Consider the following 16,600-nt stretch of genomic DNA (forward strand, 5'->3'; position numbering starts at 1 on the left):
GGAGACAATGCGTCGCTTTTGAGAACGTGTGTTGGATGGTGAAGATGCAGCTTGGTGAGATTCTTCGCAAACATGATCCAGCTTCGACGGCGGTGCTGTTTGAAGATCGGGCGCACTCTTACGGAGAGCTGGAATCTCTCTCAAATCGCTTCGCGCAAATGCTTCTCTCGGTCGGCGTCAAAGCTGGAGATGCTGTTTCCTATTTGTTGGGCAATGATCCCCTGCTGGTAGCGGCCTACATTGCCGGTTTTAAAACCGGTATCGTTACCAATCCTCTTCACGACAGACTGACCGCGGATGAGATCGCCTACATCGTCAACCATGCGGGTAGTAAGGTCGTGGTGGTTGGAGAACCTTATGCGGCGACACTTGCGGAAGCATTGAAGAACATCAGCAACGTTCGCGTGGTTTGTTTTGGCAATCCGGGCGTTTTGCAGAATGTGGCCGTTCCTGATCTGGATTCTTTTTCATCAGAGACGATTAGCCCGGGTGTGAACCCGAACGATGTCGCGCTGCTTCTCTATACATCTGGAACGACGGGGCGGCCGAAAGGCGTAATGCTGACGCATGGTAATGTCTCGTCCGGTATCGCGGCTGTAGCTGATGGTTTTCATCTCAAGCCATCCGATCGGACGCTATGTATCATGTCGCTGTCGCATACTAATGCGCTGATGTTCAGTACACTGCCATATCTGTTGTCCGGCGCGTCGGTTGCGCTGTGCAAACGCTTCAGCGCTTCGAACCTATGGGATCTTTGCGAGTACTACGAGGTTAACAGCTTCAGTGCTTCGCCGACCATCCTAAGCATTCTGCTGGAAGACGCGACCGGAAAGACCGGTTACCCGAAGCTTGAGTTTGTGAAGGTAGCGTCCGCGCCTACTTCGGTTGATCTAGCGAACCAATTTCACGCCCGTTTCGGACAAGATTTACTTATTGAAACTTACGGTCTGACGGAAACCACATCTATCAATGTGATGAATCCGCTTCGCGGTCCGCGCAAACCTGGGTCCATCGGAAGGCCGTTGCCGCCGAGCGAGATTCGCATCGTCGATGATCAGGGCAAGGAACTGCCAGCAGGCGCAACAGGTGAGATCGAAATCCGCGGCCCGACTGTGATGAAGGGCTATTACAAAGACCCCGATGCGACGGCTGCGACGATCAGAGGCGGCTGGGTGAGATCGGGTGATCTGGCGAAGGTTGACGATGATGGCTACATTTTCATCGTCGGTCGGAAAAAGGAAACGATCATTCGCGGTGGTGAAAACATTTCGCCGCTTGAAGTCGAGCAAATCATCGCACGACATCCGGCGGTGCGGGAAGCCGCGGCGGTCGGAATTCCCGATCGCATTTATGGTGAGGTTGTCGCGGCCTGCGTCGTCAAGCGCGACGATGTAACGGAGAGCGAATTGATCCGGCACTGCAGCGAGTATCTTGCCTCTTTCAAAGTGCCGGCTCGCATCGCTTTCGTTGACGAATTGCCGCGCAATCCGATCGGAAAGTTTATCCGCCGGGCCTTGCTGCCATATTTCAAAGACGAGAGTGCGCCGATTGCCAGCAAGAGGAACGCATGAACACAAAAAGAGTAGCCGTCGATTTCGGTGATAAAAAGATCGACATTGATGTCCCGGATCACGCGTCGGTCGTCGAGTTCGAGGATCCTCCGTTCCTGCAGGATCCCGCAGCGTCCATACGCGAGACGCTGGCGAAGCCATACAGTTCTCCACCTCTGGCGGAACTTATCAAACCTGGCATGCGGGTCGCGATCGGATTTGACGACATTACCCGGCCCAACATGCCCCCGCGAACGATCTTGCCGATTATCGTTGAGGAATTGCTCGCGAAAGGCGTGAAACAGCGCGACATTCTGTTTGTTAATGCCTGCAGCAATCATCGTAAGAATACGCGTGCAGAGTTGGCCAATCATCTCGGCCCGGAGATTTTCGGCACGTTCTGGGGGACAGGCCAGATTCTCAATCACGATTGTACCGATCCGGAGCAGTTACAGTATTTCGGCGTCACGGATGGCGGTCGCTACGTCGAGATGAACAAGCATTTCGTCAACGCGGATCTGATGATCTATCAGGGGAACGTCGCCGCCGGTGCGTGGCGCAGTTATACCGGGACGGGCGTTGCCGTCGGCCTCGCATCGACACGCAGCATCGCGTCTCATCATAGTTTCCATGGGATTCCCGAGCCTGCCGTCAAGGTCAACGCAGAGAAGAAGGCCGCCGCCGCGCCACGCAAGCGCATTCCGAGCGTCAAGGAAGAGATGACGGATTACCTCGATCAGGCTCTTGGTCGGAAGGTTTTCTATATTAATTCCTTCAACGGTAGTGGTGGGCGCATGGCGGGCGTCTTTGCGGGCTATGCGGATGGTGTGAAGCCGCCGGCATGGGAATTGGCCGAGAAATACGTTCGCCGGCCGACACCGGAAGCGGATGTTCTAATCGTGGGTCTGCCTGCGAGCTATTCCTACGGCAGTTCGAACAATACTCTGATCGCAACCGTCGGCGCGACTGTACCTCCGCGCTATTGCCCGGAAGCGCCGGTTCTGCGCGAGGGCGGGGTCGTGATCGCGTGCTCGCCGGCCAACGGCCATATCGATGCCGATCGCTTTCCGTCATATCAGCCAGCCATCGATCTCTACGCGCGCTATTTCTCTTCGCGGGACATGGTTGATCACGAGGATGAATTCGATCATCGCCCTGACTTCCGGCACAAATATACGCATGGCTACGGCTATCCGCCGCTGCACGCATTCTGGCTATTCTACGAGAACGAGTATCTGCTGAAGCGAGCCGGTGCGGTCATTATGGCGGGCACGCCAAACCCAGGTGCATTCCGTGCGCTGGGTCTCACCCCCGCGCGTAATTTCGACGAGGCCTGGCAGATCGCGAAGAAATACGTCGGCGCAAACCCCCGGACGGTGGTTGCGCCGACCTTCTGGAGCAAGCCCCGCATCAAGTTTGATGTGCCGAGGTGATCCGTTAACGGAGAGATCCCATGCTGTCAGATCAGGTCAAACTCGATTTTCAGCGGCGCGAGCGGATCGGCTTCGATGAGGCGGTGCTTTGCGAATGGAAAAGCGTAGAGCAGATCGCCTATATTCTGCAGACGGCCAGTGAGACGAAAAATCCGCTGCTCCTGACTCGGCTGACAGATATCAAGCTTGCAGCCTTACCAGAAATGCAGCGAAAGAATATCGATTATGATCCGGTCTCCCGCACCGGGTTCTTTGCTGCGGAACTCTTTATTCCCGCTCATGCTGAGGTGAGTGTGGTGAGTGCGGGAAGTTCGGATATTCCCGTTGCACATGAAGCGATCCGCACGCTGCAGTATTTCGGCATTGGTGCGTCCGAAATTTCAGATGTCGGTGTTGCAGGTCTTTGGCGGCTCATGGAGCGGCTCGAGGGCATCCGGGCGAGCAAAGTCATCATCGTGGCTGCTGGAATGGACGGGGCATTGCCGAGCGTTGTCGGTGGTCTTGTGCCGGGCACCGTGATCGCGGTGCCGACTTCGGTTGGCTATGGCGCGTCTGACAGCGGGCGCACGGCAATGAATGCGTGCCTGGCGAGCTGCGCCGCAGGCCTAGCAGTCGTGAATATCGATAATGGCTTCGGAGCGGCCTGTGTTGCGTTGCGCGTGCTGCGCGATACGAAGGCTCCGCAATATCGAATGCTGTTTGAAGCAGCTCAGGGAGTGAATTTGTCGAAATAATCAAAAGCGACCAAGGGAGGACAGGACATGCTTCGAGGGAAAACTATCGCCGGGCTAAGTGGAGTGATATTCGCGAGCGCGTTCATGCTGGGGGGAGCCATCAGACCGGCAGTAGCGGAGGTCAGTGAAGTCAAGATCGCCATGCAATATGGCCTCGGGCATTTGCCGGTCATGGTGATGCGCGACAAGAAGCTGGTTGAGAAGCACCTCAAGGAAGAAGGCCTCACCAGCACCACCAAATATTTTCAGCTTGCTGGGTCTGCAGCGATGAATGACGCGCTGTTGTCGGGAAGCGTCGATTTCACCAGTGGCGGCCTGACAGGCATTGCCACGTTATGGGGAGCTTCAAAGGGGCGTGTGAAGGCGCTCTCGGCGGTCAATGCTTTCCCGATGTACCTCAACACGATCAATCCGAAGATCAAGTCGCTGAAGGATTTTACACCAGCGGATAAGATTGCCCTGCCGGCCGTTCGCGTTTCCCCGCAGGCAATCGTGCTCGGCATGGCTGCCCAGAAGGAACTGGGCGACGCCAGCAAGCTTGATTCCCTGACCGTGACGATGAACCATCCCGACGCGATGGCGGCGTTGTTGTCGAAATCCGGGGCGGTCAACAGTCATCTGGGCTTCTCGCCGTATCAGGAGGCTGAATTGAAGCATCCGGGCGTGCACCGGGTTTTTAGTTCCTACGATATTATGGGCGGCCCGGCGACCATCGTCGTTATCGGAACGCGTCAGGATTTCTATGATCAGAATCCGAAAACGGTGAAAGCCGTCCTGGCTGCACTCAACGATGCGCTTGCTTTTATCAATAATGATAAGGAAGGGGCGGCAAAATTCTATGTTGAAAATAGTGGCGACAAGAGCTCGACTTACGACGAGGTGCTGGGTCTTTTGAAGAATCCGGAGATCATTTTCTCCAACGTCCCGTCAGGAACCATGAAGTTTGTGTCTTTCATGTACGACCGAGGCATCGTCAAGCAAAAGCCGACATCATGGAAGGACCTTTACTTCCCGACGGCCTATAACATCAAGGGTGCAAACTGAGTGTCTGAACGGCTTCACATTCACCTCGATGTCGTCGGCGGTATCGCCGGCGACATCTTCGCTGCGGGAATGATCGATGCTTTCCCGAAGCTAAGAGACGCTGTTCTCAGGAACATATCGGCTGTACTCCCAGCGGATTGTGGAACGCCAATCTTTTCTGAGGGCAAGAGCGGCGCGATCCGGGCGCTACGGTTTGCGCTCGCGCCTTCTGATAAGAAGGCCACTCACACTCACACTCATCACCACCATGATCACGGGCATCACCATCATCACGCGACGGACTCCCACAATCACGACGTCAAAACCCTTCAGCCTAATCATGCAACGGCCGATCATCACGATCACCACCATGGTGGAGGCTCCTATCTGGAAATCGTCAACCTGATCGAGGCGGCCGATCTTGCTCCGAATGTTCGTGTGCAAGCTCTGGGAATTTTGCGCCTCCTGGCTGAATCAGAGGCCCATATCCATCAGGTCGAAATCGATCACGTGCATTTTCATGAAATCGCGGGTTGGGATTCGATCATGGATGTGGTCGCCGCGGGAACGATCATTGCGGCCCTCGATGGAGCGCGATGGTCGGTTTCAAGCCTTCCCTTGGGCGGCGGCCTGATTCAAACTCAGCATGGTCTGTTGCCTGTGCCCGCGCCTGCAACTGCGGCGCTGCTCAAGGATTTCCAATGGCGCAACGATGGCGTTTCGGGCGAACGCATTACACCGACTGGTGCGGCCATACTGAAACACCTGATCAGCATGCCTGCGACCCAGCTGCCGGAAGGGCGATTGATGTCGACCGGCATCGGCGCGGGAACACGCGAATTCGAGCAACTGCCGAACATCTTGCGCGTACTTGTTTTTGAAGCTGGCACGCAGGCAGAGAGCATGGTGGTCGCGACAATCAATTTCGATATTGACGACATGACAGGAGAGGAGATTCAGGTCGCGGCCGACAGGATTCGTCAGGTGGATGGAGTGATCGACGTCACAACCGGGCAGCGGACTGGAAAGAAGGGCCGGGTCGCGACATCGTTCCGTGTTTTGGCGCAACCTGACAGGCTTGATGAGATCAACCGGCAGATTTTCACGGAAACCTCGACGATCGGTCTGCGTTGGCATCTTGAGCAGCGCGCCTGCCTGTTCCGCAAATCCGACTCTATGCCGCAGGAGGAGGGCATCTTGCGTGTCAAGGAGGTGAAACGTCCTGACGGCTCCTTGAGCCGAAAAATAGAGAGCGACGACGTGGCCTTGCATTCTGGGCTTGAAAAGCGCCGGGCGCTCAAGGCCAAAGCGGAGCGAAATCAGGAATGAAGGCATCCGCAAACGAAGCCGGCTTGGTGTCGGTGCTGAACAGATATAACGAGATTGCGATTGCGGTGAGCGGCGGCGTTGACAGTATGGTCCTGGCCTACGTCGCGCATCGCTTCTCGTGCACGAAAGCGGTGATGCTGCATGCGATCTCACCCGCCGTGCCGCAGGCTGCAACCGCTCGTGTCAGGCGTTACGCGGACAGCGAGGACTGGAATGTCGTCTGGCTCGATGCCGGTGAATTCGACGATCCAAATTATCGCGCTAATCCGATTAACCGTTGCTATTACTGCAAATCCAATCTGTACGATCGTATTCGCGATGCGACATCCTTCCAAATCGCATCGGGAACGAACACCGACGACCTCGGCGATTTTCGTCCAGGACTGAAAGCTGCATCAGAGCGCGCGGTGGTCCATCCTTATGTTGAAGCCGGTTTGGGTAAAGCAGCCATCTATAGCTTGGCGGAAAGGCATGGGCTGACCGATCTTGCCGAGCTTCCGGCGCAGCCATGCCTTGCCAGCCGTGTTGAAACCGGCATAGCGATCAATCCAGATGATCTCGCTTTCATCGAAATGATGGAGGACAGGGCTGCTTCGTTCGCGCCTGTTACTGCCGATATTCGGTGCCGTACCACGGCCACGGGCGTCGTCATCGAAGTCGGTACGACGTTCCCACAATCCCAACGTGACTTTCTGGCAGAGGATGCCGCAAAGCTATGTGCGGCTCACGGACGTATCTTTGCGGGTGTGCGAGACTATCGTCGCGGGTCCGCGTTTCTGCGCTGACAGTATTGAAACGCTGGCTTTTGGGGGACTTATGTTCGGAATCCTGACGCTTGGTTTTCTGCTTGGTATGCATCATGCGCTCGAGGCCGATCATATAGCTGCCGTGTCGAGCATCGCCGCCCGCCGCTCCAGTGTCCGCGACATCGTGAAGCACGGTCTGACCTGGGGTATTGGCCATACCATAACGCTGTCTTTATTCGCTGGGGCAGCTTTACTGCTTGGGCAGATGATTTCGGATCATCTCGCTGAACGGCTGGAATTTGCGGTCGGCGTCATGCTGGTTGTCATGGGTGGGTATGTGTTGTGGCAGCTTTGGCGTGATCGGATACATTTCCATGGCCACGTTCATGGCGGAGTTATGCACTTTCACGCTCACAGTCATCGTGGGGAATTCATGCCTCATGAACAGAGCGCGCATGAGCATGAACACGGGTTCCGCTGGCGGACACTGCTTGTTGGTTTGATCCACGGAATGGCCGGCTCAGCGGCGCTGCTCGTTATCACAATGTCGCAGGTGAGCAATCCGGTTTATGGGCTCCTCTATCTGATTTTATTTGGTCTCGGATCAATGATCGGCATGGGGGTGCTTTCGGCGGTTATCGCCGTGCCATTGGCGATTTCTGCGCGGTCGTTGACTTGGGCAAATCGTACCCTGCAGGTAGTTGTGGGGATGGTGACGGTCGGTATAGGCGCCTCGACAATTTATGCGACGATGTTTTCTCATGCGTAGCAAGATCAAAAAGGCGCTGATCGGTATAGCCGATGACGTCTGGTAAATCGGCTTGCGTCGTTGGCATCCTGCCAATAGCCAAATTTTCACTTGCCACGTTGCTGCTTTTTCACGCATCACCCGTATCGGCTCAGGATGTCGCTGAGGAAGAAACCTCCGTCTTGCCGCCAATCGAAATTATGCCCGCTTCTGTAACTCAGAAGCGAAAGAGACATGTGCGGTCCAAACAGGCTATCGCGCCGCGCAATGCGCTTGTGCAGCCTAATCAAAAGCTGACGCCGATCAATACCGCGTGGACCGGAGCACCGAATGTTGCGGGCGGGTCGCCGCCGATACCAGCGATGGCCAGCGAAATGATCGCTTCTGGCAAGGACATCAATGATCGCCCAGTGACGCGGCCCGGTGAAGTGCTGGAGGTGGTACCGGGATTGATCGTCACCCAGCACAGCGGCGAGGGCAAGGCCAACCAGTACTTCCTGCGCGGTTATAATCTCGATCACGGAACCGATATGGCAATCACGGTCGATGATATGCCGGTCAATATGCGTAGTCACGCACACGGCCAGGGTTACGCTGACCTGAACTTCCTGATGCCGGAAACAGTGAATGGCATGCGTATTCGTAAGGGACCTTATTATGCGGAGGAGGGCGATTTCAGTTCCGCTGGCGCTCTGCATCTGGATCTGATCGATCGGGTCAGCAAGGGGTTCGCGGAAGCGACCTTCGGAAGTTTCGGCTATCGGCGTGTGTTCGGAATGAATTCGGCAAAGGTTGGAGCGGGCGATCTGCTGTTTGCCGGAGAGGCCAACACCTACAACGGACCATGGAGCAGTCCTGACGAGGTGCGAAAGCTCAATGCCATGATCCGCTATACCCAAGGCACCGCGACAGATGGCTTTTCCACGACGGCGATGGCTTACGGCAATCGCTGGAATTCAACGGACCAGGTTCCGTTGCGTGCCATCACAAGCGGTTTGCTCGGTCGCTTCGATTCCGAAGATCCCAGTGACGGCGGTCGTGCCAATCGCTTCTCGCTCTCCACGCGCGTAGCCCGGACCGATGACCTCGGTTCGTGGAAAGCCAATGCTTATGTGATCAAGAGCGGTCTCGATCTCTACAATAATTTTACCTATTACCTCAGCAATCCGGTGCTGGGCGACCAATTCCATCAGCACGATGATCGCATGCTTGCCGGTGGCGCTGTATCCCGCACCATTGTCGGAAGTTTTGCCGGAATCCCGGCGGAAACAAGGGTCGGTCTGCAGACGCGTTATGACGACATCAGCCTTGCGCTAACGACGACCTATCAACGCAGCTTTCTAGATAATATCCGTAGCGACCGGGTGAAGGAAGCAAGTGCCGCAGCTTACATCCAGAACACGATGCATTGGACGGACTGGTTCCGTACCACGCTGGGCTGGCGCGGCGATTACTACAATGCAACTGTGAATTCTCTGTTCGACGCCAATAATTCTGGCAAGGCGAACGCCGCCATGGGCAGTCCAAAATTCAGCATGATGGTCGGCCCGTTCTACAAGACAGAGTTTTTCTTCGGTGTAGGCATGGGTATGCACAGCAATGATGCGCGTGGCAGCACCATTCGCGAAGTTCCGGTTGACCGCGTTCAGGATCCGAACGCGCCATCGGAGCCGATTTCCGCATCACCGCTGCTGGTGCGGACCAAGGGTGCGGAAGTCGGAATCCGAACGCGCCTTATTCCAGGCCTCGATTCGACCTTCAGCGTGTTCATGCTAGATCAGGCATCGGAAATCGTGTTCGTGGGCGATGGGGGCGATACTGAAGCAAGTCGCGCCAGCCGCCGCTACGGTATCGAATGGACAAATAAGTACAAGCCGGTCCACTGGCTGACACTCGACGGCGATGTTGCGTTATCGCACGCCCGCTTTGTTGGATTCGACCAAGAACAGGCAGATCTCTATGCCTCGCTTGCGGGTTATCCCGAAGCGCAAATCGGCAACATGCCGGGAGATCGTGTTCCGGGATCTCCGACATTGATTGCTTCGGCAGGGATCACATTAGGAGAAGCGACCGGGTGGTTTGGTGGATTGCGCTGGCGCTATCTGGGTGAGCGGCCACTGACAGAAGACAATGTGTTTCGCTCGCCAGCGACAAGTTTGTTCAATGGCCGGATCGGCTATCGTTTCGAGAGCGGCTGGCGCATTCAGCTAGATGTCCTCAATCTGTTTGATACCAAAGCTGACCAGATCACCTATGCTTATGGCTCCATGTTGAAGACTGACAACCTGTTCGCGATGTGCAAGTTAGGCGCGCCGCCAGCGGCAGTTTGCAGTAACGGTGTGATGGATCGCGTGCTTCATCCCGTTGAACCGCTGGCGGTTCGCTTAACGCTAGCGGGGCGTTTCTGAAAAGTCGCGATACCGGCGGTGAGGCCATCAATCTCAAATTGCGCTTGAACGGTTCGACGCCAGCGCAGTGACTGTGGTGGTGTGTCTATCGACGACATTGCGTCGCTGCCGAGGATGCGATCCTGTTCCTTTGGATCACTGGTCCGTTTCTGGCGATAGGGGGCATGTGCCGCTTATGAAGACATGGGCTGGAAAGAGCATCACGGGAATTGCAGTTGCAGCAAGCAAGGAGCTGCCACAACTTCCCGGCATCCCGACTATGGGGAAGGGTAATTTGATGTGGAAGGCTACCCGCGCTTTTGCCGAAGGTCGCTAATGGACGCGATCCGGGAATGATATGTCATGAAGAATGGCGTGGTCGGATTGAAGGAGCATACAAGGCTGTTACGAATGCGAGCGCTTTCGTTTTGCGATATCTCGAGCGCTTCTCATGAAGGTCTCGGCAGCCATTGGTAGCGATCTCTGTCTTAAAGTTAAGACGGCAACTGGCAGTTTCTTCTTTAAATCTACGGGTAGTTTGTGAAGCGCCCAGTTTTTTCTGCTGTACTGGAAACCAGTCTCGCTCATGACGGTGACATAATCTCTCTCTTGGAGTAACTGCATCCGAAGCTGCATGGAATATGTTGTAATTTGAGGCTCTGGAAACGGGATCTTTTGGGATTCAAATGCATTCTGAACTAACGAGCGGGCCATATTATCGACCGATGCAAGTATCCATTTCGCATCTTTCAGTGAGTGAAGAGTAATCCCCCTGGATTTAGCCCATGAACTATTTTTTCCCGTAATAACAAACATACTTTCTTCGAATAATGTTTCGACATTCAATTCATTGTCGGGGGTCTCGTTTGAGATACGTCCGATAATTAAGTCCACTGAACGATCCCGCAATTCCTTGTAGTCAGGCTTGGCCGTTTTCGTTGTCGTCTCGATGATATCAAGTCTGATTTGTGGAAATTTGTTTTCCACGTCGTTTATGATTTCTGACAACAGCCCGCTGGCTATGAAAGACATATCGGCGCCGATGCGCACCAGTCCCGTTCCCGGCTTGGACAAGAAGTCCAAGTCGCGGACGCCGGAATCCAAGCTGTCGAAGATTTCGGACACTCGTTCCAACAGCTTGCTGCCATAGATTGTCGGCGTCACGCCTTTAGGGCCGCGCTCCAGAAGCCGATAGCCGAGTACATGCTCGATTTCTGCAATTGACTGAGAAATCGCGGACTGAGTCAAAGATAAAAACTGGGCCGCTTTAGCCATGCTGCCGAAGCGAACGACCAATAAGAACACTTGCATGTCGCGAAATTTAAGCCGGGCTATCGCCCGGCGGCTGATGGTCTCGAGGTCCTTAGACATTATCTTTTCTTATGCCCCTCTTAGGAGTTCGAAGATTCCAAGCCCATCAATTGTAGCAGTAGAAGATGGGAGGTGCATGAGCGGAAACCGCTTGAAGACAAAGTTGGATCTGATGGACTTTACCGAAGCGCTGCAATTACGCATGGACGAAATGGCGGCGGCATGCACGCAGTGCGGCAAATGCTTTGAGGCATGCCCGATGGTTGATCCCATCGGACTCGCCAATGAGGACCCTAGGCTTGTCCTGGCGGGAATTGTCGAGCAATTGCGGGGCGGGGAAGGCTCGGCTGCATCCGAAAAATGGGCGGCTGCTTGTTCCGGCAGCGGCTACTGCATCAGCGCCTGCGATTATGCTGTAAATCCCCGCTCGATGTTAAAACTGGCGAACTACGCCAGGGTCGTGAGAGAGGGGGGCGATCAGGTCCGAAAAAATGCCATTGCCGCGTTTCGGGGAATGGCACAATCGCTTCGAACGGTCAGCCGGTTGCAATTGACCTCGGCGCAACTTGCGGCATTGGAGGACCCCGGTCCGCTCGCCTCAAACGAGCCAGCCGATATAACACTCTACACCGGATGCAACCTCTACAAGTCACCGCACATTCTGGTGCTGGTGCTGGAAGTCTTGCGGCATATGGATGTGACCTGCCGTTTGGTGGGCGGGCCTTCCGCCTGTTGCGGCATAAATCAGTTTCGTGCCGGCGATGGCGAAAGCTCGGGTCGGGCCGGGCTTTCGACCTTGAAGAAAATCGAAAAACAGGATTCGCGCGAAAAAATATCGTGGTGCCCGAGTTGCCAGTCGCAATTTGAGGACGTGATCATTCCGAACCTCAATAAGATCGAGCCGGAGAATAATTTTCAGCTTGAGATGTTTTTCGTTTGGCTGGAGCGGCGGCTGGATCAGTTGATCCCGCTCTTCAAGTATCGGGTGGAAAAACGCGTCGCCTTGAACGAACGCCCCGGTTATCCGCGGGTCATGACGGCCGTGAAGAAAATACTTTCCAGCATTCCAGGCGTAGAGGTCGTCGAACTCGACGTTCCCAGGGTCGGGTTGATGTCGAACTACCTGAGCGTGACGCCGAATTTCAAGACTTATCTGCGAGATACGGAATTTCATGCCGCCGCTGAGGCCAAGGTGACGACACTGGCAACAGTCTTCCATGCCTGTCATCGGGAGATTTGCGAATTCGACGGTGTGTATTCCTTCGAGATCATAAACGTCATGGAGATTATCGGTGAAAGCATGGGGCTTCACGCCGATGACATTTACAAGCTGCTGAAAGTCCACAACAGCGCAGATGAACTCCTCGAATACTGCTCCGACCTTATTGCGGAGCATGGATTGGACGCGTCCGAAGCGTTCGCGATCCTGACCAAGGAGCAGGCCGCGAAGAAGCCGCTACAGGGGAAGATCCTCGAGGATGCTTCGTTCAGTCCCGGCCGATATGGAGCAGTGAATGCCGACGGTTAATTTCATCGATAAGTTCGGAGTTGAGTCGCGGGTCGATTGCGAGGTCGGCGCGACCCTGATGACGGCCGCAAAGCGAGCCGGGATCAAGGGTATCGAAGCGGAATGCGGCGGTACGCTGTCTTGCGCGACGTGTCACGTTTACGTCGACAATGCCGATGGCATGATTCCGGCTGCCTCCAGCTCCGAAGATGAGATGCTTGAAGCGGTGGTAGCCGAGCGCAAGCCGGAAAGCCGCCTGGCGTGCCAGATCGCAATTACGGATTCTCTGGAGGGAATTGTGGTCCGTATTCCCGAATCTCAATTCTAGAGGCCGTCATCATGAACGCCATACGAGATGTTGTGATTGTGGGGGCAGGTCACGCAGGCTTCAGTCTGGCGAATGCATTGGCCGATGCCGGCTTCGATGGCCGGATTGTCTTGGTCAACCGTGAAGATCATCTGCCTTATCAAAGGCCGCCGCTTTCGAAGAAATATATGAGTGATGGAAGACATGAAGACTTGTTTTTCCAACCAAAAGAATTTTTCGAGAACGGAAATGTTGTGCTTGTTCCGGATTCGGTCGGTGCGATCGACCGGAATTCGCAAGTCGTCCTTACAAAATCGGGGGAGCGAATTCCTTATGACGCGCTCGTTCTAGCCACGGGCACGTCGGCGATCCGCATCTCGCTTCCGGATGACGACGGGGACGTTGCGTATCTCGATAATCTGGACGCCGCCATCAGTTTGAGGCGTCGCTTGAGCGAAGCGCGACGCGTTGCAGTTATCGGTGCGGGATTTATCGGCATGGAGTTCGCGGCAGGCGCGATCTCAAAATCGATTTCCGTTTCTGTCGTCGACAACGCGTCAAGGCCGATGGAACGGAGTGTATCGCAAAGTACGTCCATGTACTTTCGGGATGAGTTGGCGAAGGCGGGCGTGGCATTTCATTTTCGAAATTCTGCGATCTCGCTCTGCAAGCGTAACGGCAAAATCGAATCTGTCGGGTTGCAGGACGGGGGCGAGATGCCTGCGGATCTCGTTCTTTCGGGCGTCGGCACGAAACCGAATGTTGAGTTGGCGCTACAGGCGGGGCTGTTTTGCTCAAATGGGGTTGTCGTGAATGAATTCCTTGCCACGAGCGATCCGAACATTTTCGCAATCGGGGATTGCGCAGCCTTTCCGGCCGTTGATGGAAAATCGCACAGTCGGATCACATCGGTTCAAAATGCCTCGGACCAAGGGCGATATCTCGCCCATCGCCTGCTAGGCCGGGAAGGCAATCCTTACAGGAAAATTCCGTGGTTCTGGAGCGATCAGGGCCCGAATAAATTGCAGATCGCCGGTCTGTCAGGTGATGCGAATTCGTTCGTCACCCGAAGGTCCGACATAGCGGGAAAATTCTCAATCTTCGGGTACCGCGAGGGGCAGCTGGTCAGCGTCGAGTCGATCAATCGTCCTGGCGACCACGCACTCGCGCGCAAGATTCTGGAGCAGGGCATCAGCCCCGATCCGGAGATGGTCGGATCAGCCGATTTCGATTTGCGAACTTTGTTTGGGAAGGTGTCTTCACGGCAGGAGATAGGCGCTCAACCACTAAGTGCCTAATTAAACAGGGAGGGGGAAACAATGACGGTGATTTCTGAGAGTGCGGGCGAAATAAAACAGGCTCGCAAAGGAAGTTTGTTTGGGTCTTTATATTTCCAGGTCTTGATCGGCGTAACGGCTGGAATCTTGGTCGGATGGCTATTTCCATCGGTCGCCGTTCCTTTAAAGAGCTTAGGCGACTTTTTCATTCGCTGCGTCAAGATGCTGCTTGTGCCGATCGTCTTTGCGACAATCGCTGTCGGCATCGCCCGTATGACGGACATCAAGGAATTGGGAAGAGTCGGTATTAAGACGATTCTCTACTTTGAACTTGCGTCGACGGCTGCGCTGATCATTGGGATGATCGTTGGCAATGTTTTTGCGCCCGGTGCGGGTCTGAATGTTGATCCGGCCACGATCGACACGAAAGCAATCGCGGGGTTTAGCAAGCCGGCGACATCGATATTCGATTCCATCTTCCACCTAGTGCCCGACAACATCGTGAGGGCGTTCTCGAATGGCGATATTCTTCCGGTTCTTGTTTTCGCTGTTCTTTTCGGAATTGGCCTTTCGCTTCACCGAAAGGCAACACAGCACGCCGTGGATGCGCTTGACGGCGTTCTGAGCGCACTGTTCGGCGTCATGGCCATGGTGATGTGGCTTGCGCCGATCGGCGCGTTTGGCGCGATGGCGTTCACAGTTGGAAAGTATGGCCTCGGCTCGCTTCTGTCGTTGGCCAAGCTCGTTGCCTGCGTCTATGGCACATCCGTCCTGTTCGTTCTTGTTGTGCTCGGTGGAATTGCGAAGCTTTGCAAGATTCAGATTCTGCCATTCTTGAGATTTATCCGTGCCGAGATTGCGGTCGTACTGGGTACTTGTTCGTCAGAGAGTGTGCTTCCACAATTGATCGAAAAGCTCGAGCGGTGTGGATGCCCGAAGCCGATTGTCGGTCTGGTGATGCCGGCCGGTATTACCTTCAATCCTGATGGTAGTGCGATCTATCTCAGCCTGGCTGTGATATTCATCGCTCAAGCGACGAATACCCCGCTCGATTTAATCCAGCAGTTAGGCTTGCTCGCCGTGCTGCTTCTGACGAGCAAAGGATCCGCTGGCGTTGCTGGCGCCGCCTTCATCGCCTTGGCGGCAACGCTTTCCACGACCAATGCGATACCGGTTGCAGGATTGGCCCTGTTGCTCGGTGTTGACCGGTTCATGAATGAGGCGCGTGCCGTCACCAATACGATCGGGAATGCGCTGGCGACGGTCGCGATTTCAGTTTGGGAAGGCGGTTTCGACAGGCAAGCCTATGAGCGTGCACTCGCTGAAGACCGGCAACTCTAACGTCAAAAAAGAAAGAGCGATCATGAAGACCGAGAGATTCCGGGGCGTGTTCCCATACCTGGTGACGCCATTGGATAACAAGCAGAACGTCAACAGTGCTATTGTTTTTAAGCTCTGTGACGATCTGATTGCCGCTGGCGTACACGGGTTGGCCGCCTTGGGATCGACGGGAGAATTCGCTTACCTGACGGCATCTCAAAAAATTGCGATGGTTGAATCCGTTGTTGCTGCGGCGAAGCGGCGGGTCCCTGTCCTGGCAGGTGTCTCCGCCACGACCATTGCAGATGCGGTCCGTCAGGCGAAGGCCTGCGAGAAAGCTGGCGTCGATGGGCTGGTTGTGGCTATCGACGCCTATTTCCCGATAAATCATCGCGGGGTTGTCGACTATTTCACGTCAGTCGCCAAAGCCGTCGAGCTTCCCATCGTTATCTATACGAATCCGAATTACCAAAAGGCGACCTTGTCGATAGAGGTTCTGAATGAGCTGTCGGATTTGGAAAATATCGTCGCGCTCAAGGATGCATCAAGCAATACCGGTAGGTTGCTGTCGCTCCTAAATCGGATCGAAGGGCGGCTCGATATTTTCTCTGCGTCTTCTCACATCCCAGCGGCGGTGATGATGATGGGCGGGAAGGGGTGGATGGCAGGCCCGGCCTGCGTGGCTCCAAAACAATCGATCGAATTGTACGACGCGTGCATCTCCGGGCGGTGGTCTGAAGCTGTGGCCCTGCAGAGGCGATTGTGGTCGCTCAATGAGGCTTTTGAAAAATATAATCTTGCCGCGTGTATGAAGGCTGCGCTGGAATTCAAGGGTTATGAGGTGGGAACGGCAATTGCTCCCCAGCAGCAACTCAATGAGACCGAACTTGAAGATTTGAAAAGCGTTGTGGAGCATTGCGAGTAGGGC

14 protein-coding genes are annotated in these 16,600 nt (G+C 55.0%); 13 read left to right on the forward strand and 1 reads right to left on the reverse strand.

Going from position 1 to position 16,600, the window contains the following annotated elements; all coding sequences use genetic code 11:
* Positions 1–35 precede the first annotated feature (35 nt).
* From AC1RNA_RS15370 to AC1RNA_RS15405, 8 genes are read left to right on the forward strand one after another with little or no spacing between them, the layout of a single operon-like run.
* Positions 36–1,571 (forward strand): class I adenylate-forming enzyme family protein, encoded by a 1,536-nt coding sequence (locus AC1RNA_RS15370; protein ID WP_492951650.1) that lies wholly within the window; start codon positions 36–38, stop codon positions 1,569–1,571.
* A complete protein-coding gene (locus tag AC1RNA_RS15375; protein WP_492951651.1) occupies positions 1,568–2,983 on the forward strand; it encodes a lactate racemase domain-containing protein in 1,416 nt (471 codons plus the stop codon). Before AC1RNA_RS15370 ends, AC1RNA_RS15375 begins: the two co-directional genes overlap by 4 nt.
* Before the next feature lie 20 nt (positions 2,984–3,003).
* On the forward strand, positions 3,004–3,717 hold the full coding sequence (gene larB / locus AC1RNA_RS15380) for a nickel pincer cofactor biosynthesis protein LarB (protein WP_492951652.1): 714 nt from the start codon (positions 3,004–3,006) through the stop codon (positions 3,715–3,717).
* 27 nt (positions 3,718–3,744) lie between these two features.
* Positions 3,745–4,761 carry an ABC transporter substrate-binding protein gene (locus AC1RNA_RS15385; RefSeq protein WP_492951653.1) on the forward strand — a complete coding sequence of 339 codons (1,017 nt, stop codon included), beginning with the start codon at positions 3,745–3,747 and terminating at the stop codon, positions 4,759–4,761.
* Positions 4,762–6,069: a nickel pincer cofactor biosynthesis protein LarC gene (gene larC, locus AC1RNA_RS15390; protein ID WP_492951654.1), complete on the forward strand. Its 1,308-nt coding sequence runs from the start codon at positions 4,762–4,764 to the stop codon at positions 6,067–6,069.
* Complete coding sequence (gene larE / locus AC1RNA_RS15395) at positions 6,066–6,854, forward strand: ATP-dependent sacrificial sulfur transferase LarE (protein WP_492951655.1); 789 nt, start codon at positions 6,066–6,068, stop codon at positions 6,852–6,854. Before larC ends, larE begins: the two co-directional genes overlap by 4 nt.
* A 31-nt stretch (positions 6,855–6,885) precedes the next feature.
* Positions 6,886–7,584 (forward strand): urease accessory protein UreH domain-containing protein, encoded by a 699-nt coding sequence (locus AC1RNA_RS15400; RefSeq protein ID WP_492951656.1) that lies wholly within the window; start codon positions 6,886–6,888, stop codon positions 7,582–7,584.
* 32 nt (positions 7,585–7,616) lie between these two features.
* Positions 7,617–9,971, forward strand: a complete 2,355-nt coding sequence (locus AC1RNA_RS15405) for a TonB-dependent receptor (protein WP_492951657.1) — start codon at positions 7,617–7,619, stop codon at positions 9,969–9,971.
* Between the two features lie 384 nt (positions 9,972–10,355).
* On the opposite strand, the gene AC1RNA_RS15410 is transcribed toward AC1RNA_RS15405, so the two are convergent.
* The gene (locus AC1RNA_RS15410; RefSeq protein WP_492951658.1) at positions 10,356–11,321 is read right to left on the reverse strand and encodes a LysR family transcriptional regulator; all 966 of its coding nucleotides are present in this window, start codon (positions 11,319–11,321) and stop codon (positions 10,356–10,358) included.
* Positions 11,322–11,397: 76 nt separating this feature from the next.
* Between AC1RNA_RS15410 and AC1RNA_RS15415 the strand changes: the two genes are divergently transcribed.
* The 5 genes from AC1RNA_RS15415 to AC1RNA_RS15435 are packed head-to-tail and all read left to right on the forward strand — an operon-like array spanning position 11,398 to position 16,597.
* On the forward strand, positions 11,398–12,789 hold the full coding sequence (locus AC1RNA_RS15415) for a 4Fe-4S dicluster domain-containing protein (protein WP_009340601.1): 1,392 nt from the start codon (positions 11,398–11,400) through the stop codon (positions 12,787–12,789).
* Complete coding sequence (locus AC1RNA_RS15420) at positions 12,776–13,096, forward strand: 2Fe-2S iron-sulfur cluster-binding protein (RefSeq protein ID WP_009340602.1); 321 nt, start codon at positions 12,776–12,778, stop codon at positions 13,094–13,096. The genes AC1RNA_RS15415 and AC1RNA_RS15420 overlap by 14 nt, the downstream gene beginning before the upstream one ends.
* 11 nt (positions 13,097–13,107) lie before the next feature.
* Entirely contained in the window at positions 13,108–14,373 is a 1,266-nt protein-coding gene (locus AC1RNA_RS15425; protein WP_492951659.1) for an NAD(P)/FAD-dependent oxidoreductase, read from the forward strand.
* Positions 14,374–14,394: 21 nt separating this feature from the next.
* The gene (dctA, locus tag AC1RNA_RS15430; RefSeq protein ID WP_492951660.1) at positions 14,395–15,693 is read left to right on the forward strand and encodes a C4-dicarboxylate transporter DctA; all 1,299 of its coding nucleotides are present in this window, start codon (positions 14,395–14,397) and stop codon (positions 15,691–15,693) included.
* The gene (locus tag AC1RNA_RS15435; protein WP_492951661.1) at positions 15,659–16,597 is read left to right on the forward strand and encodes a dihydrodipicolinate synthase family protein; all 939 of its coding nucleotides are present in this window, start codon (positions 15,659–15,661) and stop codon (positions 16,595–16,597) included. Before dctA ends, AC1RNA_RS15435 begins: the two co-directional genes overlap by 35 nt.
* The last annotated feature ends 3 nt before the right edge of the window (positions 16,598–16,600 follow it).

The sequence above is a fragment of the Afipia sp. GW821-FHT14H12 genome (genome assembly GCF_058803465.1).